At 65.1% G+C, this 22,165-nt stretch carries 20 protein-coding genes; 8 read left to right on the forward strand and 12 right to left on the reverse strand.

Annotated elements, in window-relative coordinates:
- Nucleotides 1-8 precede the first annotated feature (8 nt).
- The 3 genes from ArtHe_RS06950 to ArtHe_RS06960 form a co-directional block, all read right to left on the reverse strand.
- Nucleotides 9-911 carry a carbohydrate ABC transporter permease gene (locus ArtHe_RS06950; RefSeq protein ID WP_248319344.1) on the reverse strand — a complete coding sequence of 301 codons (903 nt, stop codon included), beginning with the start codon at nt 909-911 and terminating at the stop codon, nt 9-11.
- The gene (locus ArtHe_RS06955) at nt 908-1,831 is read right to left on the reverse strand and encodes a sugar ABC transporter permease (protein WP_151723993.1); all 924 of its coding nucleotides are present in this window, start codon (nt 1,829-1,831) and stop codon (nt 908-910) included. The genes ArtHe_RS06950 and ArtHe_RS06955 overlap by 4 nt, the downstream gene beginning before the upstream one ends.
- A gap of 130 nt (nt 1,832-1,961) precedes the next feature.
- A complete protein-coding gene (locus ArtHe_RS06960; protein WP_066297493.1) occupies nt 1,962-3,200 on the reverse strand; it encodes a sugar ABC transporter substrate-binding protein in 1,239 nt (412 codons plus the stop codon).
- Between the two features lie 176 nt (nt 3,201-3,376).
- On the opposite strand from ArtHe_RS06960, the gene ArtHe_RS06965 reads away from it, so the two are divergent.
- From ArtHe_RS06965 to ArtHe_RS06980, 4 genes are read left to right on the forward strand one after another with little or no spacing between them, the layout of a single operon-like run.
- Nucleotides 3,377-4,546 carry an ROK family transcriptional regulator gene (locus tag ArtHe_RS06965; protein ID WP_066297491.1) on the forward strand — a complete coding sequence of 390 codons (1,170 nt, stop codon included), beginning with the start codon at nt 3,377-3,379 and terminating at the stop codon, nt 4,544-4,546.
- Nucleotides 4,547-4,603: 57 nt separating this feature from the next.
- Nucleotides 4,604-5,824, forward strand: coding sequence for an aminotransferase class III-fold pyridoxal phosphate-dependent enzyme (locus tag ArtHe_RS06970; protein WP_083521457.1), 1,221 nt, complete (start codon nt 4,604-4,606; stop codon nt 5,822-5,824).
- A complete protein-coding gene (locus ArtHe_RS06975; RefSeq protein ID WP_248319345.1) occupies nt 5,821-6,570 on the forward strand; it encodes an amidohydrolase family protein in 750 nt (249 codons plus the stop codon). The genes ArtHe_RS06970 and ArtHe_RS06975 overlap by 4 nt, the downstream gene beginning before the upstream one ends.
- Nucleotides 6,567-7,376, forward strand: a complete 810-nt coding sequence (locus ArtHe_RS06980; protein ID WP_151723943.1) for an amidohydrolase family protein — start codon at nt 6,567-6,569, stop codon at nt 7,374-7,376. The genes ArtHe_RS06975 and ArtHe_RS06980 overlap by 4 nt, the downstream gene beginning before the upstream one ends.
- Before the next feature lie 27 nt (nt 7,377-7,403).
- Here ArtHe_RS06980 and ArtHe_RS06985 read toward each other — a convergent pair whose 3' ends face one another.
- Nucleotides 7,404-8,357, reverse strand: coding sequence for a carbon-nitrogen hydrolase family protein (locus ArtHe_RS06985; RefSeq protein ID WP_066297478.1), 954 nt, complete (start codon nt 8,355-8,357; stop codon nt 7,404-7,406).
- Nucleotides 8,358-8,397: 40 nt separating this feature from the next.
- The gene (locus tag ArtHe_RS06990; RefSeq protein ID WP_248319347.1) at nt 8,398-10,869 is read right to left on the reverse strand and encodes an LPXTG cell wall anchor domain-containing protein; all 2,472 of its coding nucleotides are present in this window, start codon (nt 10,867-10,869) and stop codon (nt 8,398-8,400) included.
- 410 nt (nt 10,870-11,279) lie between these two features.
- Between ArtHe_RS06990 and ArtHe_RS06995 the strand changes: the two genes are divergently transcribed.
- Nucleotides 11,280-11,516: a hypothetical protein gene (locus ArtHe_RS06995; protein WP_205054112.1), complete on the forward strand. Its 237-nt coding sequence runs from the start codon at nt 11,280-11,282 to the stop codon at nt 11,514-11,516.
- Nucleotides 11,517-11,596: 80 nt separating this feature from the next.
- Here the strand turns inward: ArtHe_RS06995 and ArtHe_RS07000 are convergent, their stop codons facing one another.
- The 7 genes from ArtHe_RS07000 to ArtHe_RS07030 all read right to left on the reverse strand — a co-directional run bounded on the left by ArtHe_RS07000 (nt 11,597) and on the right by ArtHe_RS07030 (nt 18,754).
- Nucleotides 11,597-12,757, reverse strand: coding sequence for an ABC transporter substrate-binding protein (locus ArtHe_RS07000; protein ID WP_248319349.1), 1,161 nt, complete (start codon nt 12,755-12,757; stop codon nt 11,597-11,599).
- A gap of 50 nt (nt 12,758-12,807) precedes the next feature.
- On the reverse strand, nt 12,808-13,677 hold the full coding sequence (locus ArtHe_RS07005; RefSeq protein ID WP_248319351.1) for an ABC transporter permease subunit: 870 nt from the start codon (nt 13,675-13,677) through the stop codon (nt 12,808-12,810).
- Nucleotides 13,674-14,504, reverse strand: a complete 831-nt coding sequence (locus ArtHe_RS07010; protein WP_248319353.1) for an ABC transporter ATP-binding protein — start codon at nt 14,502-14,504, stop codon at nt 13,674-13,676. Before ArtHe_RS07010 ends, ArtHe_RS07005 begins: the two co-directional genes overlap by 4 nt.
- A complete protein-coding gene (locus ArtHe_RS07015; protein WP_248319355.1) occupies nt 14,501-15,394 on the reverse strand; it encodes an ABC transporter permease subunit in 894 nt (297 codons plus the stop codon). Before ArtHe_RS07015 ends, ArtHe_RS07010 begins: the two co-directional genes overlap by 4 nt.
- Nucleotides 15,391-16,407, reverse strand: a complete 1,017-nt coding sequence (locus ArtHe_RS07020) for a TIGR03842 family LLM class F420-dependent oxidoreductase (RefSeq protein ID WP_248319357.1) — start codon at nt 16,405-16,407, stop codon at nt 15,391-15,393. The genes ArtHe_RS07015 and ArtHe_RS07020 overlap by 4 nt, the downstream gene beginning before the upstream one ends.
- Before the next feature lie 8 nt (nt 16,408-16,415).
- On the reverse strand, nt 16,416-17,837 hold the full coding sequence (gene hydA, locus ArtHe_RS07025) for a dihydropyrimidinase (RefSeq protein WP_248319358.1): 1,422 nt from the start codon (nt 17,835-17,837) through the stop codon (nt 16,416-16,418).
- Nucleotides 17,838-17,905: 68 nt separating this feature from the next.
- Entirely contained in the window at nt 17,906-18,754 is an 849-nt protein-coding gene (locus ArtHe_RS07030) for a nitrilase-related carbon-nitrogen hydrolase (protein ID WP_066297457.1), read from the reverse strand.
- Between the two features lie 353 nt (nt 18,755-19,107).
- On the opposite strand from ArtHe_RS07030, the gene ArtHe_RS07035 reads away from it, so the two are divergent.
- The 3 genes from ArtHe_RS07035 (at nt 19,108) to ArtHe_RS07045 (ending at nt 22,134) form a co-directional block, all read left to right on the forward strand.
- Nucleotides 19,108-20,247 carry a putative F420-0 ABC transporter substrate-binding protein gene (locus ArtHe_RS07035; protein ID WP_248319360.1) on the forward strand — a complete coding sequence of 380 codons (1,140 nt, stop codon included), beginning with the start codon at nt 19,108-19,110 and terminating at the stop codon, nt 20,245-20,247.
- A gap of 100 nt (nt 20,248-20,347) precedes the next feature.
- The gene (locus ArtHe_RS07040; RefSeq protein WP_282568728.1) at nt 20,348-21,313 is read left to right on the forward strand and encodes a putative F420-0 ABC transporter permease subunit; all 966 of its coding nucleotides are present in this window, start codon (nt 20,348-20,350) and stop codon (nt 21,311-21,313) included.
- Nucleotides 21,310-22,134 (forward strand): ATP-binding cassette domain-containing protein, encoded by an 825-nt coding sequence (locus ArtHe_RS07045; protein ID WP_248319362.1) that lies wholly within the window; start codon nt 21,310-21,312, stop codon nt 22,132-22,134. The genes ArtHe_RS07040 and ArtHe_RS07045 overlap by 4 nt, the downstream gene beginning before the upstream one ends.
- The last annotated feature ends 31 nt before the right edge of the window (nt 22,135-22,165 follow it).

Raw genomic sequence — 22,165 nt, forward strand, 5'->3', positions numbered from 1 at the left:
GGCAGGCGTCAGCCCTTAATTCCGGTGCTGGTCACGCCCTCCTGCACGTACCGCTGAGCGATGAGGTACGCGAAGAAAATGGGGATAAGAGCGACGACCGAGCCTGCGAGCATCGTGCTCAGCGGTACCGTCTGCTGTTGGAGTGAGGAGATGCCCACGGTCAGGGTGAACATGTCATTGGACTTGGCGATGATGAGGGGCCACAGGAAGTCGTTCCAGTGCCAAAGGAAGACGAATATTCCCAGAGTGGCCAGGATCGGCCTGCACAGCGGGAGCACGATCTGCAGGAAGATTCGGAATTCCCCGGCACCGTCGATGCGGGCCGCCTCGAAGAGGTCGTCCGGCAGCCCCTGGATGAACTGCCGCATAAGGAACACCGCTTGAGCGTTCGCAAGGGTTGGCAGGATCAAGCCCCAGTATGTGTTGATGCCGCCGAGTCCGGCCATCAGGATGAACGTCGGGATGAGCGTTACGTGGAAGGGCACCATGACCATCGCGATGAACGACCAGAACATCACCTCTTTGCCCGCGAAGCGCTTCTTGGCGAATGCGTATCCGGCGAGAGCCGACAGGAACAGTACGACGACGACAGAGACCAGCGAGTAGATCAGCGTGTTGCCGAGCCACCCCAGGATGTTCTGACCGCTGAGAACCTGCGAATAGGCGTCGAAGGATAATCCCGTCGGCAGCAGGGACCCGGGAAGCTCGACGACCTGGCCCGGCTTCAAGCTCAGCACGATCATCGCGTAGAACGGGAAGAAGCTGAAGACAGCGGCCACCGAAAGCCAGATCCAGCGCAGCACGACGCCCTTGCGCGTCGGCTCCAGAGCTCGGAATGAGCGGTTGCGGCTCGGCGCGGCAGGTTCACGGCGGGCCTTCTCAGTGCGGATCCGCTCGGTCGTTCCGGTCATTTCTGCTTTCCGATCACGAGGCGCTGAATGAGGGCAACGATCAGGGTCATAACGAAGAGCGCGACGCCGATTGCGGCGGCATAACCGTAGTCGAAGTACCGGAAACCCTGGTCATAAAGCATGTAGACGAGTGAATAACTGGCGTGCGCGGGGCCGCCTTGGGTCATCACATAGATGACGTCGAAGACTTGGATCGCGAAAGTCGTCTCGATGACGGCCAGGAAGAAAATCGTGGGGCGCAGGTACGGCAGAATGATCCACCGGAAGCGCTGCCAGGCGTTCGCTCCATCCATGAGCGCTGCCTCTTCGAGCTCGCGTGGGACGTCCTGCAGGGCGGCGATCATGATCATCATTCCGTAGCCGAAACGGGACCACACGCCGACCAAGACGATCGCCGGCACAACGAGAGCAGTGTTGCCCAGCCAGGATCCGCTGATTCCCAGCGGGGTCATCAGCGCGGCCCACGGCCCGTTTGCCGAGAAGATCCAAACGAAGATGGAACCTGCCAGGACGAGGGAGGTGATCACGGGGAGGAAAAAGATGGAGCGGAAGAAACGGGCACCCCGGAAGGCACGCCGCACTCCGAGTGCCATGAGTGTCGAGAGCACGAGCGAGAGCGGGACGGCGCAGACGGTGTAGGCCACCGTCGTTCCCAGTGACCGCCAAAAGAGCGGATCTGCGATGAGCCGCTGAAAGTTCGCGATGCCGGTCCAGGCGACCTCCCCCGAGATGTCGTATTCGAACAGGCTCAGCGCGACGCCGGCGAAGGTCGGTGCGAAACGGAACGCGAGGAAGAGAAGGAACGCGGGGAGCACGAACATCAGCGCCACCCGTGACTCACGGCGGGCGAGCACCCGGGTCGCCGCCGAAGCTGGCTTCGCCTTCCCAGCGCTTTGCGGCTTGCCGGCCGTCGTCGTCATTGTCATCATCTGCACCTCACGCAGCCGTGGCCGTCGTTTGTCCCCATTGTCATCATCCCCACATCACTCCACCGTCTGGATGGATGCGGAAGGCGCGTCTTGGGCACCTTCCGCATCCGTTCGTCGATCCTTACTTGATCAGCGGGGCCGCGGCATCCGCTGCGGTCTTCAGCGCTTCGGCAGGCGACTTTTGGCCGAGCAGTACCGCTTGGATCTCAGGAGAGAGAACACCGATGATCGCCCGCGAACTCGGAGCAAGCTCACCGACCGTCGTGTCAGGCACATATTTCTCCACCTCGCCGAGCAGTGGATCGTCCGCGTAGAGCGGCTCGGTCGTGCTCAGTGCCGAGAAGAATCCTGAAGTCTTGAGGTAGGGCTCAATCGCCTCGGCGCCGGTTGCGTACTCGGCGAACTTGGCTGCTGCCTCCGGGGCCTCGGAGTCCTTGAGCACTGCCAGCGAACCCACAGTGCCGTAGGCGATGGAGGTCTCCTTCTTGAGCGCCGGAAGCACCACAATGTTCTCGGCTCCCCAGAACGGCTCGATATCGACCACAGTGTTGCTGTAGGTGCAGCCGGTCTTGCCCTGGCCCACCGCCGTCTGTTCAACCGGCGCGTTGGTGGTGATTGCCTCCGGGTCGAGAGCCTTGGCCTCGACGAGGTCCGACAGGAACGTCAGTGCGTCCTCCGCCTCCGGGCTGTCGAAGGCCACGGCACCGTCCTCGTCGTACACTTCCCCGCCTGCCTGCCACAGCAGCGGGTAGAAGCTGAGGTTAAGTCCGACTTCAGTCGAGCCCGGGTAGTTCAGCGCGTACATACCCTTCTCTGCGAAGGCCGGCGCCATGTCGCGAACGTCGTCCCACGTCTCCGGGTACTCGGTAACACCGGCCGCCTCGAACGCCGCGGCGTTGCATAGCAGCGGCGTCGCGCTTGTCAGCACCGGCACGCCCAGAATGTCGCCGTCGATCGTCACAGATGCCTTGACGTTGGGAAGCAGGTCCTTCTGCCGCTCTTCGCTGAGCAGGTCGTTGAGGGGGGCGATTGACCGCTGGTAGGCGGGCAGCTGATCGGGGATCAGGTACACAAGATCCGGTCCCTTACCGGCTGCGATCGAAGTCTGCAGCGCCTCGTCGCGATTCGCCCAGGGGAAAATCTCGTACGAGACGTTGATGCCCTCGTTCTCTTTCTCGAACGCTTCGACCGTCGAGTCCCAGAACGCCTTGTTCTCGGCCTCATCGGCGATGACTGGGTAGAGCCAGACCATGATGTCCTGCTCTTGTGGATTGCTGCTGTTTCCGGCCGAACATCCGCCCAATATCATCGCGGTGGCGATGCCTGCGGCGGTGATGGCGATGGACTTGCTGACGCGCATAATGCTCCTTTGCGTTTGCGGAAAGCTATTCGGGCGTCATTATGCCACGCTCATGTGATAATCCGTCAAGGGGCAATTTATTCGCCCTCTAAATAAGGCATGCTGCAGGAACAGCTTTATCCGCACGCACTATGGTATTTTGATTCGCATAACGAGCCCAGAGGATGGTGAAGTAGGTGGAGGCGATTCAGCCACCCATTGCAGCGCGTGTCGCACTGCATCTGCGTGACGCGGCGCCGGCGACGGTCAATGAGCTGTCCCGTTGCCTGGAGCTCTCACGTACGTCAGTGGAAAACGCGATCAGCGTTCTGATCGAGTCTGGTCTTGTAGCCGAGAGCCCTGTCGTGACCAGCGGGGCCGCCGGGCGCCCCGCTCGGCAGTATGCATTTCGCACGGACGCCGGAGTGGTCGTCGGCGTTGATATCGGCGTCGCGAGCATTCGCGTGATCGTGGCCGACCGGGGCGGCGACGTCGTTTCGCAGCAGACATATGACGGGGTCTCGGCGCACTTCGACGGTGTCGCAAAGCTTGCCGCTGTCGCAGACGGAATCCGCGCGACGCTCGCAACCGCTGCGATACCCCCCTCCCGCGTCCGGGCGATCGGTGTCTCGCTCCCTGGAATCGTGGATGACGCAGGATTCGTGACTACGTCCGTCGTGATCCCGGAGTGGTCCGGCATCGACATCGGCGCGCAGCTGCGGCACACGTTCGGTCGCCCTGTGTCCGTTGACAACGGAGTGCGGCTGGCCGCCGTTGCCGAGCACCACCTCGGGGTAGCGCAGTTGGTCGAAGACGTGATCTATCTGTCCGTCGGGAACCGGATCGCAATGGGGCTGATCCTCGGGGGGCGGCCGCGCCGAGGCGTCCACAACGCCGCCGGCGACATTGGCCGCTTGGCATTCCGCGGCCTGAGAACCTCGACGGGCCAGATCCTCTGGCGCACAGCGCCAACTGCAGCCGAGGTTTTCGCCCTCGCTCTGGCGGGCGATGGACAGGCACAGACCGAGCTGGACGCCTTCATCGACGAGCTCGCTCACGGCATCGCCATGCTAACCATGACCGTTGACCCGGCCATGATCGTTATTGGCGGCGGGCTTTCCGAAGCTCACGAGCAGCTGCTCGCTCCGCTTCGGGAGGCACTCCCCCGGTACATCGATCTGCCGTTCCAAGTTCCGATCGCCGGGGCGCGGCTCGGCGCCGAGGCTGCGGCGCACGGTGCCGTCATTCACGCTTTCCAGCGTCACTCGGTCGAGATCTACGGCGTCGAGGGAATGCGGGTGCCATCCATAGTCCCGCTCCCGCATGACAAGCCCGTCTGCGCCACGGAGGGCGCGGCGCGGCTCTGAACCGCGGATCGCACCGCACCAGTTTCGCAGCATCTCCATACGGCAGAGAGGCCAGATATGAGCACCCCCGTCAAGCTTCGCGGGTGGCGAGAGCGTGCACTCGCTGTCATGCCCGTTGGGTCCAGCACAAATTCGAAGGCACCGACCCTGCTCCCGGAGGAGCCCGAGGTCATCGTCGCGGGCAGCGGATGCCGTGTCAGGGACGATCGCGGCCGGGAGTTCATCGACTTTCGGTGCGCCCTCGGCCCGGTTACGCTCGGCTACCGCGATCCGCGGGTCGACGCCGCGATTCGTGCCCAGCTCGATGACGGCATCCTGTTTGGTCATCCGCACCCGCTGGAGACAACTACCGCCGAGCTCTTCTGCTCCCTCGTGACGAGCGCCGAAGCCGCGCGCTTCCTGAAGACAGGCGGTGAGGCCCTCGCCGCCGTCGTCCGTGTTGCCCGCGCACACACCGGACGTGACCACGTCGTGCAGATCGGTTACAACGGCTGGCTCAATTCCCTGGCCCCGGGAGCACGTGTCCTGCCAGGGGCAGCTGCCGATGCCATTCCCGGTGTGCCGGCAGCCCTCGCCGCACTGCACCACGCGGTGGACTGGGATGACCGCGATGAGCTGATCCGGCTGTTTGACGCCTACGGCGCCGACATTGCTGTCGTGCTGGTTGCGGCGGACTATCCGTCGATTCCGGATGCCGCTGGGTTCTACCGCTATCTGCGCGAACTCACCACCCGGCACGGCGCGCTGCTCGCCTACGACGAGATAGTGACCGGCTTCCGGATAGCGCTCGGCGGGATCGCGGAGACCACGGGAGTCATTCCGGACCTGTCGGTCTTCGGCAAAGGTATCGCCAATGGAATGCCGCTGTCGGTCTATTGTGGACGCCGGGACGTATTGTCGGTTCTCGACCGCGGAGAAGTAGTGGTCACAAGCACCCACGGTGGGGAGACGCTGTCGCTGGCAGCTGCTACCGCCACCATGACAGCCATGCGCGACGAGCCGATCCTCGAGCGGCTCCACGTCTCCGGCGCCCGGCTTCGGGATAGCATGAACGCCCTCTTCGCAGAGGCACGGATGGATATCCGTCTCGTGGGACATCCTGCCTGCCCTCAGTTCACGGGCGATGAGGCACTCGTCCAGGAGTTTTTCCGCGCGGCGTTCCGGAACGGCCTCTCTTTCTACCGCGTTGTCTACGTTAACGCCGCGCACACGGATCTCGACATCAACGAAACCCTGCAACGGGTCGGCACCGCCCTGCACGAAATGGGGATCTCATGATCGGTATAGATGCCCACACCCACCTCGACGACGGCCGCTTCGACCCCGCCGTCTTCAATCTCGGCGACCGCCTGGGAATCGGCCTGTATCTCTGCAGCAATCTCGGCGCCTTCCAGCCGCACCCCGGGCAGGACGAGGTGCGTGCGATGAACGAGTGCCTCGCCGGCGAGTTGCGCCGCTACCCGGATCGGCTGCGCGGGTACTGCTACGTGAACCCGCGCTTCGGTGCGCAGAGCCTCGAAGACCTCCGCCGCAATGTTGAGGGTGAGGGGATGATCGGCATCAAACTCTGGATCGCGACTCTCGCCGACGACCCGTTGTGTGACCCTATCCTCGAGTACGCCGCTGAGCACCGGCTTATCGTGCTGGCCCACGCGTGGAAGAAGACGGTCGAGCAATACCCCTACGAATCCACCGCCGAAAACATTGCCGCAGCTGCACGGCGTCACCCCGGCGTCCGGTTCCTTATGGCGCACCTGGGCGGGCAGGCTGAGTCGGCCATGAATACGGTCCGGGATGTGCCGAACGTGGCCGTAGACACCTCGGGGACGATCATCGGCGCCGGCGAAGTGGAATTGGCCGTCCGCCGGCTGGGTGCCGACCGCGTGGTGTTCGGTTCGGACCTGCACCACATTGACCTGGCTGCGAACGTGGGCAAGGTACTCGGCGCGAGCCTCGATCCTGCGGACGAACACCGGATCTTCGGCGCAACAGTGGCGGGCTGGCTCAACGAGGTGGCGGTATGACGGATCGTGGACGGATGCTGCTGCGGAACTTCGCCGGCCTCGGTGCCACCGACACCAGCTGCTTCCTCGGGCAGTGGCCCTACCGCCTGGGCAACGCGGCCGACGTTGATGGGCTGAGGGCCTATGCCGCCCGGCTCGGACTCCGCTCTGTTTGGGTCTCGCATCTGGCGTCACTGTTCGGTTTCGACACACGGACGGGCAATGACGCGGCATTGGCGGCATGCGCAGGCGATCCCCTGTTCCGGCTGTTTGCGACCATCGACCCCGGCCAGCCGTCCTGGCACACGGAGCTGGAGTGGGCGGCAGCGGCCGGGTTCCACGGCATCCGCGTCGCCCCAGGCTTCCACGGACGCCAGCCGGCACAGTTACAGCCGGTGCTCGACGCCTGCCAACAGCACCACCTGCCGCTGCAGCTTATTTTCCGGCTCGACGACTTTCGTGTAAGGCATCCGCTTTCTCCCGCAGTGGATCCGCAACTTCATCTGGTGGCCGACGTTATCCGGAGCTGCGGTGAAACGCCGGTACTGCTGAGCGGCTTGAACCTGGCCGAGTGGCTGGAGCTCGGACGGCACCTCGGAGACCATGTGCCGCGGCAGGTCCGGCTTGACCTCTGGCACATGAACGGGCCGACCCACGTCGCCGACGGATTAGGCAATGACCCCGGCCGCTGGGTGTTCGGGTCCGGCTTTCCCATCCAGACTCCGGAGGCCACGGCACTTCAGCTGGCGGCATCCACCCTCGACGAGGACGATGTCCGGGCCATTGTCTCGGGGAACGCCTCGGCGATGTTTGCGGAGCGCGGCTGACCCGGGGAGGACCCTATCCCCCGGCCGTTAGGGCACCCGGACGGCGACTGCCTGAGTGCGGTGGGAGCGCACTCGATCGAAGTAGTCCCGTACCCGCTCAAGCCCGTATTCCGCCATCACGTCCTCGATCGCGAGATTCTCGTCTTCCGATGAAATCAGGACGACACCAATGCGGCCGGGATCGTGGATTCGCACGCGTGACCCATAACGTAGCTTGATCTCGCCGAACCGCTCCTCGTTGTACGCCATGTGGATGAGGCCGGCGTCCAGGTTCAACCGGACTGTCACTTCCTCGTTGTAGTTGGTGGTCCGTGCCAGGTGCTCCCCGGTCGCCGACAGGACCCCGGATGGAGCAGGTGGGTATACGGAGGCCACAAAAGGAACACCCAGTGTGTAGGCCCAATGCTGCTGCAGGTAGCCGCCGTGGAAGGCAGAACTGAAGAGCACCATGTCCGGTGCCAGTGTGCGCACCTGCGCCAGGAGTTCCTCAAAATTCAGGTCGAAGCAGATGATCGGGGCGACCCGGCCGAATCCGAGTTCCACGGCCACGGGTTTGTCACCATAGGCCAGTCCGTCATCCTCGTTCTCCCCGATGGTCAAAAAGACCTTGTCGTAGGTTCCCGCGACCTCCCCGCGATCGTCGATTATCCGAGTCGAGTTGAACCAGCGTCCGGACTCATCCCGACGATGCGCGGGGTAGGCCACGGCAGCACGGTGGGAACGCGCCAGCTCGGAGAGCATTTCGAGGATGCCATCGCCCCTGGCCTCAAGGTATTCCTGGTACCAGGCGTCCCGGAATCCAGCGCCGTGCGGGCGGTCGCAGTTCTCCGGGAGCACGATGATGTCCGGCCGGTCCGGCAGCACCCGCTCGATGCGTGAGCGCCAATGCCCGCGCATGCGGTCGACGGCCTCGCCCGGACGCACGTCCTTGGAAAGCACCAGCGGCGGAGCCGTAACGGCTGCCGCGCAAACGTTTCGCATGTTCACCTTTCATCGAAAAAGAGTTCATTCCGGGAGGGGGTTACACCCGGCGCCGGCGCAGGCGCGTGGCGAGAATAAGGACTCCGCCCGCCAGCAGAAGGGTCAGCGCGGCGGCAATCATCCAGGGGGTTACCGCGGCTGCGCCGGTGGCAGGCAGCACCGCGGCGCCGATTGAGATGGCCGCTGAGGCCCTGGTGCCTTGCGCGTCTTCCACGACGATCGTGTGGCGGCCCGGCGCTGTATCGGTGGGAATCGTCACCGTGGCCCGCAGTTCCCCGCCGGCGCCCGTCTTTATGGCCGCCAACGTGACAGGGGTGGAGTGCAGTTCGATGCCGGCGCCGGCATTGGGAGCGAAACCGGTCCCGCTGATCATGAGCGATCCGCCGGCGACGACGGTGGCCGCTCCCAGCGAGAGAGTGGGCTCTACTGCCGGCTCGGACGTCGGTGCCGCACTTGGTCCGGGTCCTGCCGTGGGCTCAGAGCTGGGAGTGGGTTCGGGCGTTGGCGTGGGCTCGGGGGCAACCGGGTCGTCCTCCTTCAGAGTCACGGCGATCAGGTTTCGTTCCTTGATCGTGTACAGCGTGTTGCCGTCCGGTGAGGCGGCAATCAGCCCGACGGTGAACGTCTGTGCGGCCAGTCCATCGAGGACCGTGGTGACTTCCACCTCGTCAGTTCCCTTGACCTTGAAGATACGTGTGCCGTCCGTGCCGTATAGGCCCCCGCGGGCACGGACCAGCGTAGCCGCGCCGTCGCCGATCTTCGTGGTGGTGATCACTTCGCGGCCGCTGGCGTCAAGAACGAACAGGTCGCCCGTCTCGGTCGTGCCGTAGATATGTCCCTCGTAGGGCATCAGGTCCGTCACCAGCTGCGCACCAGGCACTGGAACGATCTGGTCGAGAACGTTTCCCGTGGCCAGATCCACCCGGGAGACCGTTGCCTCCACCTCAATCGGTGTTGTGCCCAGGCTGTTGCGGGTGGCGCTGCCCAAGTAGGCGATGCCGCCCTCGACCGCGACTGACTGAATCGACTGCCGCGGTACGACGCCGCGGTTGACGGTCAGTTCTTCGGCGGCAACGTCGTACGTCGCCAGTGCCCCTTCGAGCTTGCCGTAGTCCGCTTCGGTGGAGATCAGCAGGCGGCCGGACTCTTCGTCATACCAGGCATCCGTCGGCCGGGTCTGCTCATTCTCAATCTGTGCCAGTTCCCGGAGATTCGCGCCGTCGGGCTTCATGGACCAGAGGCGTGCAAGGGTGTAGACGCCCAGATAGACCTCATCCCCCACGGGGGTCATCGTTTTGGCCGCTCCCGGCAGGAACGGCCGGCTGCTCGTGCCGGCCGCGAGATCGTGCACCTGGATCCCGGCCTTGCCGCTGACCAGGACGCTTTCATTGGTCGCGGCGATCTGGTTCGCAAGCTCGGGTGCCGGCGGCAGGCCGGCCTGACCGAGGTCGACGCCGGAGAACTTCCCGGTTGCCCGGTCGTAGGTGACGATCTGGCTGGTCAGGCTCGCGCGCAATTGGCCGCCGTCGAACAGGATCCGGTTAAAGTACGCCCCCTCGTAGGGCTGACCCATTGGCTCCGGGACGCTGCTGCCCCCCGCCACACGGTAGAGCGTGCCTGACGCCCGCGTACCGAAGAAAATGGCGTCGCTGGCCGGATCATGGCTGATCGCCGTCACATATTGATCACCGGTGGGGGGCTGCACAACCCGCGGCGCAGCGCTGAAATCGTCGGTATCGAAGACCACCATCGTGCCTGTCGGCGAGAATCCGGCAGCCAGCTGGTTTCCTTCCAGGGCGAGAGTCGCCACGAACGTCCGGTCCGCAAACTCCGCCGGCAGGACGTTGGCTGTCTCGCCGCTCTCCCGGTCGACGGTAATCAGCTGCGCACGCGAACCGATGCCCGCATAAATTGTGTGCTCGTCGACAGCGATGCTGCGAACATACATTTCACCGGGCGCCACTGTCCCGTAGGACCGGGTCTCCCCGGTTGCAGGGTTGTAGCTGTGGACACCGGCGTCGGGATAAGTGCCGGCAACGATGGTTCCATCCGGGGACGCAGCCAACGACCAGATAAACGACCCGAAGGACGCCACCTTCGTCAGCCCGCCGGTCAGGGTGTCGATCCGGTAAAGGTCCCCCGGCTCGTAGGTTCCCACATAGAGATCGGTGCCGATGTGGGCCATCGCCCAGACACCGGTGCCGCTGGGCAGATCGATGGTGCGCTCGACTTGCCGGGTTCCAACATCGAACGCTCCGATCCTGACCGGAGATACCCCGGAGGTGGCCGTCCAGATCTCAGATCCGATCTGCTCGGCGGCATTAGTCGAAGTGACAGAGGAGGCTGGGCCCAGATCGGTCACCGCCGGACCGGCTGGCTCCGCGGCGGCGTCGAGACGCTCCACGCCTCCAACGCGCGGAGCCTCCCCCGCCAGAGAAACCGCGGGTGCGGCGGGAACAAGGAGCAACGCGGCGGCAACAAGTGTCACACCGATGAGAGCTGATCTGCGCAATCGAGAACCTCCATGTTCGCGAACCTCACCGTGACTGCGTCGCCGCGATGTGAAGACAACTTATCCCACTGCAATGTGATAAAGCAACGCCCCGTACACTCTAGAAATCCAGGGGAAGTGCCCCACTCGCCTCCGTCTTCACACTCGTGTCGCGTAAAGGGGGGTGGCGTGCGCGTCAACGTCGCGCCTTGTGGTTCGTCGCGGGGCAGGCCGCAGCGGCGCGGCTGAGCAGCAGTCGTAAACCTTGACAGCCAGGAGAGGTGCTGTATGCCGGCGATTCTGTCCTGACGGATGAACAGATCGCCGCACTCCCGTTCGACTTGTACCGGCAGGGTTTCGAATACTATGGGAAAAGCCATGTGTGCCCAGGCTCGACGGCTAGGTATACGCTCAGCAGTCTCCTCGATTTAATGAGTTTTGATGCGACAGACCAGCTGGGTCTGATTGATGTTCCGCTCCTGATGATCGCGGGCAGCAAAGCCGATACGCGCTATCTGAGCGAGGAAGCGCTGCCCAAGGCAACGGGAACCGAGGATAAGGACCTGTTCCTCATCGACGGTGCAACCCGCATCGAGACGTACTGGGTCGATGCCTACGTGGAGGCAGCGCTCAGCCAGCTGTTCGCCTTCTACGCCAGAACCGTCTAACAGCTATCCTGCCCGCAGGGGCTCCCAGCGGGCAGGATAGTTGTTGAAGCAGGACTCCAGTGGTTCTGCCGCACAACCGGTCAGTTACCCCCGGCCGCGAGCGTCACTTCGATGGGCTCATAGTCTGCACCCTTGGTGTCCACGCCCTCTTCCTCCAGCTCCGCCAATGCCTTCTCCACGTACTCGTTGGTGTAGGCGGAGGCCGGCGGCTCCTCGGTGATGATGGTGGCACCTGTTTCGTTCTTGGTCCCCAGAGCTATCTCCACGGTCTGTTCCCAGGCGGCCTCGTCAATCTTGCCGACACCATTCGTGGACGGCCAGATCAGCTTGTTCGTCTCGTTGGTCATCCACAGCTGATGGCTTTGTCCAAGCGTGGATCCGGCGCCGGTCACAATGGAAGCGGCTTCCTCGGGGTTGTCCTTCGCGTAGGCCCAGCCTTTGATGGCAGCCTTAATAAAGGCGACGGTCGTGGCCTGGTACTCCTCGTCATCTTCCAGGCGCTGGGTATCGGCCCAGACCGCGTCCTGGAGCATGGCGGTGCCTTCCTCGTTCCAGTCGATAACGGACAGGTCCTCCGGCTGGTAGAGCTCCCCCGTCTCGGGGTTCTCGGTCTCCAGCACCTGCGCGTACTCGTTGTAGGTCATGGCCTGGGCGGCATCGATGTCCCCGGCGAGGAAGCCGTTCATGTCGAACGCCTGCTGGATCAACTCGATGTCACCAATTTCGACGCCGGCCTGCTGCATCCCCGCGAAGAGCTCCCATTCGTTGCCGTAACCCCAGGAGCCCACCTTCTTGCCGGCCAGGTCTTCGGGGCTGTCGATCCCGGAGTCCGCCATGGATACCTGCAGGGTGGCGCTCCGCTCGAAGATCTGGGCGACGTTGGTGATAGCCGCGCCCTGTTCGATCGAACCGAGCACCTTGGGCACCCAGGAGATGGCGTAGTCGGCGTCGCCGGAGGCCAGGACATCCTGCGGCACAATGTCCGCACCGCCCTCCAGGATTTCGACGTCGAGGCCTTCCTCCTCGAAGAAGCCCTGGTCCAGTGCCGCGTAGTAGCCCGCAAACTGGGCCTGCGCGAACCACTGCAGCTGGAGCTTCACCGGTGTCAGCTCCCCTGCTGCCTCGCCGCTGTCACCGCTGTCCCCGCCGCCTCCGCCGCAGCCGGCCAGGACCAGGGCTGAAACAGCCATGGCCGCAGCCACCGTGGTGAGCCGTTGGCCGGGTTTGTTCTCTCGGTTCATGGAATTCCCCTTTTCGTGCGGACGATGATGCGGATGAAATGGAGCGTGTATCAGGTGCGCGCAGTGTGCCGGGAGAAGTACTTCTCCAGGCCGGCGGTCACCGCGTAGAACAGCAGTCCCAGCAGGACCGCCCCCACCACATAGGCCCAGGCAAGGGTGTAGTTGCTGCTGGATGCGGCGGATGTGACGGACTTGCCCAGCCCGCCCACCGGCCCGCCGAAATACTCCGCGATGAGAGCAGACACAACGGCCAGTGAGGAAGCGATGCGCAGGCCGGTGAACATGTACGGCACAGCACTGGGGAGCGTGACGCTCCGGGTGATCTGCCATTTGCCCGCCGCATAGGACCGCATCAGGTCCCGGTGCACGGGAGCTACCTGCCGGAAACCGCGCAGCGAGTTCACATAGACCGGAATGAACACCGCAATTCCTGCCACGATCTGGCGGGTGGCCTGCTGATCCGCTCCGTACATCGTGTAGAGAACCGGTGCCAGGGCCACGATCGGGATGACTGAAAGCGCGACCACCATCGGAGCCGCCAAACGGTCCAGCGCCGGCACCGCAGCGGATGCCACGGCGGCTCCCACCCCCAGCAGCCCTCCAACCAGCAGCCCGACGGCGGCATTCGCCCCGGTCACGGCGGCGGCCCCCAGGACATTCGCCAGGTTTTCGGAGAACGCCCCGGCGATCGCCAGCGGCCCCGGCACAATAAACGGCTCGATCTGCAGCAGCCAGACGGCCCCCTGCCACAGCAGGAGCACGGCCACCCCCAGCAGCAGCGGCGCTGCCAGGTTCCGTCCCAGGCCGGACAGCCGACCGGGATCGATCCCTGCCACTCCCCGTGTTCCAGCCGCTGCGGAGGTGCGCTGCGGTGTCCGGGTGCCCGGTGCCGCCGGCGGATCCTGGACGATCCCGCTCATCGGGTTTCGGCTCCCCGGACGGCGGCCGGCTCCGCACCGTGCAGGGCTTCGCGTACCAGCCGGATCGCGTCATAGAACCCGGCCTCCTCCCGCAGCCCGGCGCCGCGGCCGGCGGCGGCACCCAGGGTGATGTCGACGACGTCCCGGATTTGACCGGGCCGCGGAGACATCACCACCACCCGGTCGGAAAGGAACACCGCTTCCGGGATGGAGTGGGTGACAAACACGACCGCGCAGCCGGTTTCGGCACAGATCCGGATCAGCTCGTTCTGCATCCTCTCCCGGGTCATCTCGTCCAGCGCCCCGAACGGCTCATCCATCAGCAGCAGCTTTGGGCTTTCCGCCAGTGACCGGGCGATGGCTACGCGCTGCTGCATACCGCCGGACAGCTGATCCGGATAGTGCTCCCCGAAGTCAGCGAGGCCCACCATCGCGAGCAGTTCATCAACACGCTCCCGGCGCTTAGCCGCCGCGGCGCCGTGGGTCTGCAGCGGCAGTTCGATGTTGCCCCGGACGCTCCGCCAGGGCAGCAGCCCGGCCTGCTGGAAAGCGATGCCGTAGTCCTGGTCCAGCCTGGCCTGCCGGGCGGTTTTCCCAAACACACTGATCGTTCCGGAGCTGGGTGCGTCCAGGTCCGCGATCAAGCGCATCAGCGTGCTCTTGCCGCAGCCCGAGGGCCCGATCAGGGAAACGAACTCCCCCGCTGCGACGGAAACGCTGACGCCGCTCAGTGCCTGCACCTCATCCCGGCCTGACCGGAAGATCCGGTCCACGCCCGCCACCTCGACGGCGGCAGCCGCCGGAGGGTGGATAGTTGCCTCATTCATACTGCCTGTTCCCCTCTGCGGTAACGGCGCAGCAAGACGCCGATCAAAGCAACGAATCCCACCGCGGCCAGGCCGAGCACCACGGCGCCAAAAATGGGTGCCCAGGGCTTGCCCGGGTCCCCTCCGGCAGCTGCTGCGAATTCGACGATCATGCGGCCGATTCCGCCCCGAAGTCCGATCGACACCTCAGCCACCACGGTGCCCACCACCGCGCTGGCCGCGGCCAGCCGCAGCGCCGGCAGCAGATACGGCACGCTGGCCGGCAGCCTCAGCCGCAGGAACGTCTGCCACCAGCCCAGCGCGTAGGTGTGCATCAGGTCCTCATGGGCCTTCTCCGGTGCGCTGAAGCCGCGCAGCGCACCGACGGCTACCGGGAAGAACGCCAGATAGGCAGCGATCACCGCCACCGACATCCAGTTCCCCCAGACGAAAGGTCCGAATTCGAGCTGGGAACCCCAGCGCCGCACCAGAGGGGCGATGGCGATCAGGGGCACCGTCTGGCTCAGGATGATCCAGGGAAGCATCGCCGAGTTGGCACTGCGGAAACGCTGCATCAGCATGGCCAGTCCCAGACCGACCACCGCACCGATCAGCCATCCGGCACCGGCAATCCCCAGCGTGAAGCCAGCTGCCTGCAGCACCGCGGTCCACATGGGCGCGGCACCCGCTGCGGAGGATTCCGGGGCGAACAGCCTGGCAAGCATGGTCCAGGTATGCGGCATGGCCAGATCCGTGGTGCGCGGGAGCAGCGGCACGCCGCCGATGGTCACGCCTTCCGCGGGACCAAGCGCTTTGTAGAGCTCCCATACCAGGACAGGGACCAACACCCCGCCCAGCCCCCACAGGAGCCGGGCGGGCAGCATCCGGACGGGTTGCGCCCCCGTTTTCATGCCTTCGCAGCCACGTTCTCGCGCAGTGCCGGGATAACGGTCTCACCGTAGACCCGCAGGGTCTCTTCCTTGTTGTCATGCTGGAGATACCCGGCGAACTGGGTGACTCCCAGGGCCTTGAGCTTCTCCAGTTTTTCCATGTGCTCTTCGGCGGTGCCGAGGATGCAGAACCGGTCCACGATCTCATCCGGCACAAAGTCGGCGTGGGTGTTCCCCGCCCGGCCATGTTCGTTGTAGTCGTAGCCCTGGCGTCCGGAAATGTAATCGGTGAGCGCCTGCGGCACGGAGGAATCCGAGCCGTATTTGGAGACGATGTCCGCCACGTGGTTGCCCACCATGCCCCCGAACCAGCGGCACTGGTCGCGCATATGCTCCCGGTCCGTGCCGATGTACATGGGCGCAGCAACGCAGAAGGAGATGCTGTCCGGGTCCCGGCCGGCGTCAGCGGCAGCTTGCCGGACCGTGCGGATCATCCATTCGGCGATGTCGACGTCGGCAAGCTGAAGGATGAAACCGTCACCGACTTCGCCGGTCAGCTTCAGCGCCAGCGGACCGTAAGCCGCCACCCAAACTTCCAGCTCCGACCCTTTGCTCCAGGGGAACTGCAGAGTGGCACCGTTGTATTCGACCGGCCGCGAGTTCGCGAGTTCGCGGATCACATGGATGGCCTGCCGCAGGGTCTTCAGTGTGGTTGGAGCACCGTTGGTCACCCGCACCGCGGAATCCCCGCGGCCGATCCCGCACACGGTCCGGTTTCCGTACATCTGGTTGAGCGTTGCGTAGATCGATGCCGTCACCGTCCAGTCCCGGGTGGCCGGGTTGGTGACCATGGGCCCCACCTTGATGGACCGGGTTTCAGCCAGGATCTGGCTGTAGATCACGTAGGGCTCCTGCCACAGCAGGTGCGAATCGAAGGTCCACACGTAGTCGAACCCGTGTTCCTCGGCTTTTTTGGCCAGTGCCACGGTCCGCTGGGCGGGAGGGTTGCACTGCAGTACCGCACCAAATTCCATGTTCTCCCCTAAACCAGGTACTGGCTGGTGGAGCGGCGGACGTACTGTCCGTGGCCCTTACTGCCCAGATACTCGTTGTTGTTGATGACCACCTTGCCGCGGGACATCACCGTGTCCACGTGGCCCTCGATCTCGTAGCCCTCCCACGCCGAGTAGTCCATGTTCATATGGTGGGTCTTGTCCAGCCCGATCGAGGTGTGGCCGTTCGGATCGTAAATAACGACGTCGGCATCGGCTCCGGGAGCGATCACGCCCTTGGTGCCGTACATGCCGAACATCCGCGCCGGCGTCGTGCTGGTGATTTCCACCCAGCGTTCGAGGCTGATTTTTCCGTCCACGACCCCCTGGTACATCAGGTCCATCCGGTGTTCCACGGAGCCGATGCCATTGGGGATCTTGGAGAAGTCGCCCACTCCCATGTCCTTCTGCCCCTTCATGCAGAACGGGCAGTGGTCCGTGGCCACCATCTGGATGTCATTGGTGCGCAGCGACTGCCACATGTGGTCCTGGTGGTGTTCGTGCTTGGAGCGCAGCGGAGTGGAACAGACCCACTTGGCACCTTCGAAGCCGTCCGCTCCGAGCTGGTCCTCCAGCGAGAGGTACAGGTACTGCGGACAGGTTTCACCGAAAACGTTCTGCCCGTTGTCCCGCGCGGCCGCCAGCTGTTCGACAGCCTGTTTCGCCGAAACGTGCACGACGTACAGCGGTGCGCCGGTCAGGTTGGCGAGCATGATCGCCCGGTGGGTGGCTTCCTCCTCCATCTGCCAGGCGCGGGCCACCCCGTGGTAATACGGGTCGGTTTTTCCCTGTGCCAGCAGCTCGGCGACCATGGCGTCGATAGCCGGGCCGTTCTCCGCATGCATCATGGTCATCAGCCCGGTCTCGGCGCCGACCCGCATGGCCTTGTAGATCTGTGCGTCGTCGCTGTAGAAGACTCCGGGGTAGGCCATAAAGAGCTTGTAGCTGGAGACTCCCTCGTCCACCAGTGACTCCATGGCCTTCAGCGAGTCGTCGTTGACGTCACCGATGATCTGGTGGAACCCGTAGTCGATGGCGCATTCACCGGCGGCTTTGTCATGCCAGGCGGCGAGCCCGTCCATCACCCTTTCCCCGTAACGCTGGATCGCAAAGTCAACGATGGTGGTGGTGCCGCCCCAGGCTGCCGCCCGGGTTCCGGTTTCGAAGGTATCGCTGGCTTCGGTGCCGCCGAAGGGCATCTGCATGTGGGTGTGGGCATCGATCCCGCCGGGGATCACGTATTTCCCGGTGGCATCGAGGACCGTATCCACCGACCCGGCGAGATCATGGCCGAGCAGGGTTGAACCGGGTGCCAGGACCGCGGCGATTTTCTCTCCATCCACCAGGACATCCGCAGCGCTGCGGCCGGTGGCGGTGACGACGGTGCCACCGGAGATAAGTGTTGTTGCCATAGAACGTTTCCTTGCCTTCCTCTGGACTGGACCGGGTGCGGTGCTGCCTGCGGTGAGCCGCCTGCTGCCTACGGAGCAGTGATCGGGTTGTAGGCGTCCGGCCGGCGGTCCCGGTAGAACTGCCAGTTGTTGCGGGCAGTACGGACCAGATCCATGTCCAGGTCCCGGATCATCAGTTCCTCACGGTCCCGTGCGCCGCGGTCCCCCACATAGTTGCCCTGCGGGTCCGCGATGTAGGAAGTGCCGTAGAAGTCGACGGCTTCCTCGCCGAATTCGTTGGTTTCTTCCCCCACCCGGTTCGGCACCACCACGTAATATCCGTTGGCGGCCGCTGCAGTGGGCTGTTCAAGGTCCCAAAGCCGGTTGGAAAGTCCGGGCTTGGAGGCATTGGGGTTAAAGACCAGCTGCGCCCCATTAAGTCCCAGTACCCGCCATCCCTCGGGGAAATGCCGGTCATAGCAGATGGTCACGCCGACTTTCCCGACGGCGGTGTCGAAAACGGGCCAGCCAAGGTTTCCGGGCCGGAAATAGAACTTCTCCCAGAATTTCTCCACGTGCGGAATATGGTTCTTGCGGTATTTGCCCAGATAGGTTCCGTCGGCATCGATCACGGCGGCGGTGTTGTAGTAGACACCGGGCTGTTCCTCCTCATACACCGGAAGAATGATCACCATATGATGCTCGGCAGCCAGTTCGGCGAAGCGTTCGGTCAGCGGTCCCGGAACAGACTGGGCATATTCGTAGTACTTGCTGTCCTGGACGATTCCAAAATAAGGCCCGTGGAACAGCTCCTGGAAACAAATAACCTCCGCGCCTTCCGCAGCGGCTCTCCGGACGAAGTCCTCATGTTTGGCAACCATGGATTCCTCGTCCCCGGTCCACGTTGTCTGGGTCAGTGCGGTACGGACAATTGTCAAAACAGCCTCCACCTTCCGGCGGCACCGCTGCCGCCTGTTCCGAAAGACCGCTGAGGGCCTTTCCACATCCTTTGGGCTAAAGATTTCCCCTGCGTTTCGGAGGCATTAAAGCTGCGGGGCAGCTGTTTTCTCCGTGCCCGCCATCCTTGGCTATGCGCGCCCGTTCTGCAAGAGTGTAGAAATTGCCGCCAGGTGCGCTTTCAGTCCGGCGGCAGGCATCGTTTCTCCGGCCGGTCTGGCCGGGATCCGCCGGCCTCGATTTGGGCCATGGCCATGGTTATTCGCGGGTTCTCCGCGCCGATTCAGCGCAAGGCCCCGGCAGGTCCCCGTCCAAATCCCACCAGCGAGGTCCCATGTCACGCTCCCGCACCGCCTCCCGCCCCAGCACCACTGTCCGGCTCAGCACCCCCGCCCACCCCAGCACAGCCGCCCGCAGACTCACAAACGCTCCACCCGCAACGGCCGCTCAGACAAAGACACCTCGGCCTAAGTCCTCCCTGGGATGGGCTGTCATGTTCTGCGGAGCGGCTCTGCTTTCAGGCTGTTCAACCCCGGCGTCCGAGGCGGAGGCGCCGGCACCAGCCACCGAAGCAAGCCACAGTAAAACGGCTCCGGAGTCCCCGGCCTACCCGCTCGAGCTGGATAACTGCGGAACCCCCGTGCTCCTCGACGCCGCGCCCGAGCGGGTGGTCACGATTAAGTCCACGTCCACGGAGATGCTCCTTGCCCTCGGACTCGGGGACCGGATCGTGGGTACCGCGTTCTCCGACGGGCCGGTGCCGATTGCCTGGGAACCGGCCACGGCCCCGCCGGTCCTGGCAGACAAGGTTCCTTCCCGCGAGGCGGTCCTGGCGCTGGCGCCGGACCTGGTGTTCGCCGGATGGGAATCGAACTTTTCCGCGGACGGAGCCGGGGAACGCACCCAGCTGGCTGACCTCGGCGTCGCCAGTTACGTCTCTCCGGCCGCATGCCAGCAGGACGGCTACCGGCCCGATCCCCTGACTTTCGACGACGTTTTCGCCTCGATCACCGAAGCCGGCGACCTGTTCGGTGTGCCGGAGGCCGCGCAGGAACTCGTGGACGCGCAGCGCACCGACCTGGACGCGGTTGTGCCCTCGGCGGCGGGGCTCACGGCCCTCTGGTACAGCTCCGGTTCAGACACGCCCTATGTCGGTGCGGGCAGCGGGGCTCCGCAGCTGATGCTGGAAGCCGCCGGCCTGGAGAACATCGCCGCCGGCATCAAACAGGGCTGGAGTCCCTTCTCCTGGGAGGCGGTCGCTGCCGCGGATCCTGACGTGATTGTCCTCGTGGATTCGGCGTGGGGCAGCGTCGAAAGGAAGAAGGCAGTGCTCGAATCCCACCCGGTGATTTCCCAGCTCCAGGCGGTGCAGAAGCAGCAGTACCTGGTCGTGCCCTTCGCCGCCTCGGAAGCCGGGGTGCGCAATGTTGAAACCGTCCGGTCGCTCACCGAGCAGGTGGCCGCCTTTGACTGACGTGCGGGTCCCGCGAACCCCGGCACATGCCGGCAGTGCCGGCCGGTCCGTACGGGCGGTTGGCCAGGCCCGGTCCCGTGCCTGGCCAACCGCCGTCGTCCTGGCCGCCGCCTTGGCAGCGGCGATGCTCTGGGCGCTCACCGTTGGCCCGGCCGGTCTGGGCCCCCGTGAGGCCTGGCTGGCCCTGGTGTCACCGGGCAACAGTGCGCTTAGTCCCATCCAGGAGGCGATCATCCGCGAGCTGCGGCTCCCCCGGCTGCTGACGGCAGCGGCTGTCGGCGCCGGGCTGGCCCTCTGCGGAGCAGTGATCCAGGCGCTGACCCGCAACCCGCTGGCCGACCCCTACCTCCTGGGCCTAAGCTCCGGGGCATCACTGGGGGCGGTTTCCGTGCTGCTCCTGGGCTTCGCCGTCGTGCTTCCCGCCGCGGCCTTCGCCGGAGCCATGCTGGCCATGGTGCTCACGCTCAGCCTCGCGGGGGCGCTGGGCACCATCACTCCCACCCGGACGATCCTGGCGGGGCTGGCAGTCTCCTCGCTGGCCGCCGCGGCCGCGTCCTTCATCGTGTTCTGGACAGCCCAGGGAGATTCCTACCGTGAGGTGCTGGGCTGGCTGATGGGATCGCTTGCCGGAGCGGACTGGAGCAGTGTCGGCATCACCTTCCCGGTCCTGGCCGTGGTGGGAATTCCCCTGCTCTTCTGCGGCCGGATCCTGGATGCGTTCGCCTTCGGGGACACCGCTGCCGCAGCCCTGGGGGTCCCGGTGCCCGCCGTGCGGTGGACCCTGCTGGGAGCCACCGCGCTGCTCACCGGTGCCATGGTCTCCGTCAGCGGATCCATCGGATTCGTCGGCCTGGTGCTTCCCCATGCCGTCCGGCTGGTTGCCGGCTCCGGGCACCGCGCCCTTCTGCCGCTCTCCGCACTGGCCGGGGCGCTCTTCCTGGTCCTGGCCGACACTGCTGCACGGACGGTCTTCGAGCCGCGGGAAATCCCGGTTGGGATCGTGACCGCGCTGATCGGCGCGCCGGTCTTTATTGTCCTGCTGCTGCGCCGGCGGAGCAGCTCATGACCACCGTCCGGCTCCCGGCCCGTGACGGCAGCAGCGTTCCGCAGCCGCAGGCGCTGGCCGCGGAGTACGTCACTGTGGCCCGCGGCGGGAAGCTGCTGCTCGACGGCGTCAGCTGCACTCTCCGCCCGGGAACGGTTACGGGCATCCTGGGTCCCAACGGCGCCGGGAAGTCCACCTTGCTGCATCTGCTCGCGGGCGTCCTGCCGGCGGATTCCGGAACGGTGCGTCTGGGGAGCCGGTCCCTGGACCGGATCGGCACCAGGGTGCGTGCCCGCAGCATCGCCTTGGTGGAGCAGTCGCTGCCGGACGACGTCGCGCAGCCGGTCCGCGGCGTGGTGGCCCTGGGCCGCACCCCGCACCGCAGCCTGTTTGCCGCGGACAGGCCGGGCGATCACGCTGCCGTGGAACGGGCCCTGGCAGCAGCCGGTGCGCGGCATCTGGCGGAACGCCTGTACCCGACGCTCTCCGGCGGCGAACGGCAGCGGGTGCAGCTGGCCAGGGCGCTGGCGCAGGAACCGTCAGTGCTGCTGCTGGACGAACCCACCAACCACCTGGACGCCGCCGCGCAGCTGGAAACCCTGGATCTGCTGCAGGGCCTGGCCGCCGAAGGGCTGGCCGTCGCGGCTGCCCTGCATGACATCAACCACGCTGCCGCGTCCTGCTCGCACCTGCTGGTGCTGCACGGCGGGCGGATTGCCGCGGCGGGGCCGGTGCAAGAGATCCTCACCCCGGAACTCATCCGCCGGGTTTACGGCGTCAGCGCCACAATGCTGATCCACCCGGCCACAGGGCGGCCCCTGGTTGCACTCAGCCGCCGGTAACTCGACCTGCGCTTAGCCGACGCCGGGTCAA

Source organism: Arthrobacter sp. Helios, from assembly GCF_023167125.1.
GTDB classification, from domain to species: domain Bacteria; phylum Actinomycetota; class Actinomycetes; order Actinomycetales; family Micrococcaceae; genus Arthrobacter_B; species Arthrobacter_B luteolus.

Coding starts and splice junctions, on each gene's coding strand:
- ArtHe_RS06950 (WP_248319344.1), bottom strand. CDS start 911: ATGACCGGAACGACCGAGCGGATCCGCACTGAGAAGGCCCGCCGTGAA.
- ArtHe_RS06955 (WP_151723993.1), bottom strand. CDS start 1,831: ATGACGACGACGGCCGGCAAGCCGCAAAGCGCTGGGAAGGCGAAGCCA.
- ArtHe_RS06960 (WP_066297493.1), bottom strand. CDS start 3,200: ATGCGCGTCAGCAAGTCCATCGCCATCACCGCCGCAGGCATCGCCACC.
- ArtHe_RS06970 (WP_083521457.1), top strand. CDS start 4,604: ATGAGCACCCCCGTCAAGCTTCGCGGGTGGCGAGAGCGTGCACTCGCT.
- ArtHe_RS06975 (WP_248319345.1), top strand. CDS start 5,821: ATGATCGGTATAGATGCCCACACCCACCTCGACGACGGCCGCTTCGAC.
- ArtHe_RS06980 (WP_151723943.1), top strand. CDS start 6,567: ATGACGGATCGTGGACGGATGCTGCTGCGGAACTTCGCCGGCCTCGGT.
- ArtHe_RS06985 (WP_066297478.1), bottom strand. CDS start 8,357: ATGCGAAACGTTTGCGCGGCAGCCGTTACGGCTCCGCCGCTGGTGCTT.
- ArtHe_RS06995 (WP_205054112.1), top strand. CDS start 11,280: ATGAGTTTTGATGCGACAGACCAGCTGGGTCTGATTGATGTTCCGCTC.
- ArtHe_RS07000 (WP_248319349.1), bottom strand. CDS start 12,757: ATGAACCGAGAGAACAAACCCGGCCAACGGCTCACCACGGTGGCTGCG.
- ArtHe_RS07005 (WP_248319351.1), bottom strand. CDS start 13,677: ATGAGCGGGATCGTCCAGGATCCGCCGGCGGCACCGGGCACCCGGACA.
- ArtHe_RS07010 (WP_248319353.1), bottom strand. CDS start 14,504: ATGAATGAGGCAACTATCCACCCTCCGGCGGCTGCCGCCGTCGAGGTG.
- ArtHe_RS07015 (WP_248319355.1), bottom strand. CDS start 15,394: ATGAAAACGGGGGCGCAACCCGTCCGGATGCTGCCCGCCCGGCTCCTG.
- ArtHe_RS07020 (WP_248319357.1), bottom strand. CDS start 16,407: ATGGAATTTGGTGCGGTACTGCAGTGCAACCCTCCCGCCCAGCGGACC.
- hydA (WP_248319358.1), bottom strand. CDS start 17,837: ATGGCAACAACACTTATCTCCGGTGGCACCGTCGTCACCGCCACCGGC.
- ArtHe_RS07035 (WP_248319360.1), top strand. CDS start 19,108: ATGTCACGCTCCCGCACCGCCTCCCGCCCCAGCACCACTGTCCGGCTC.
- ArtHe_RS07045 (WP_248319362.1), top strand. CDS start 21,310: ATGACCACCGTCCGGCTCCCGGCCCGTGACGGCAGCAGCGTTCCGCAG.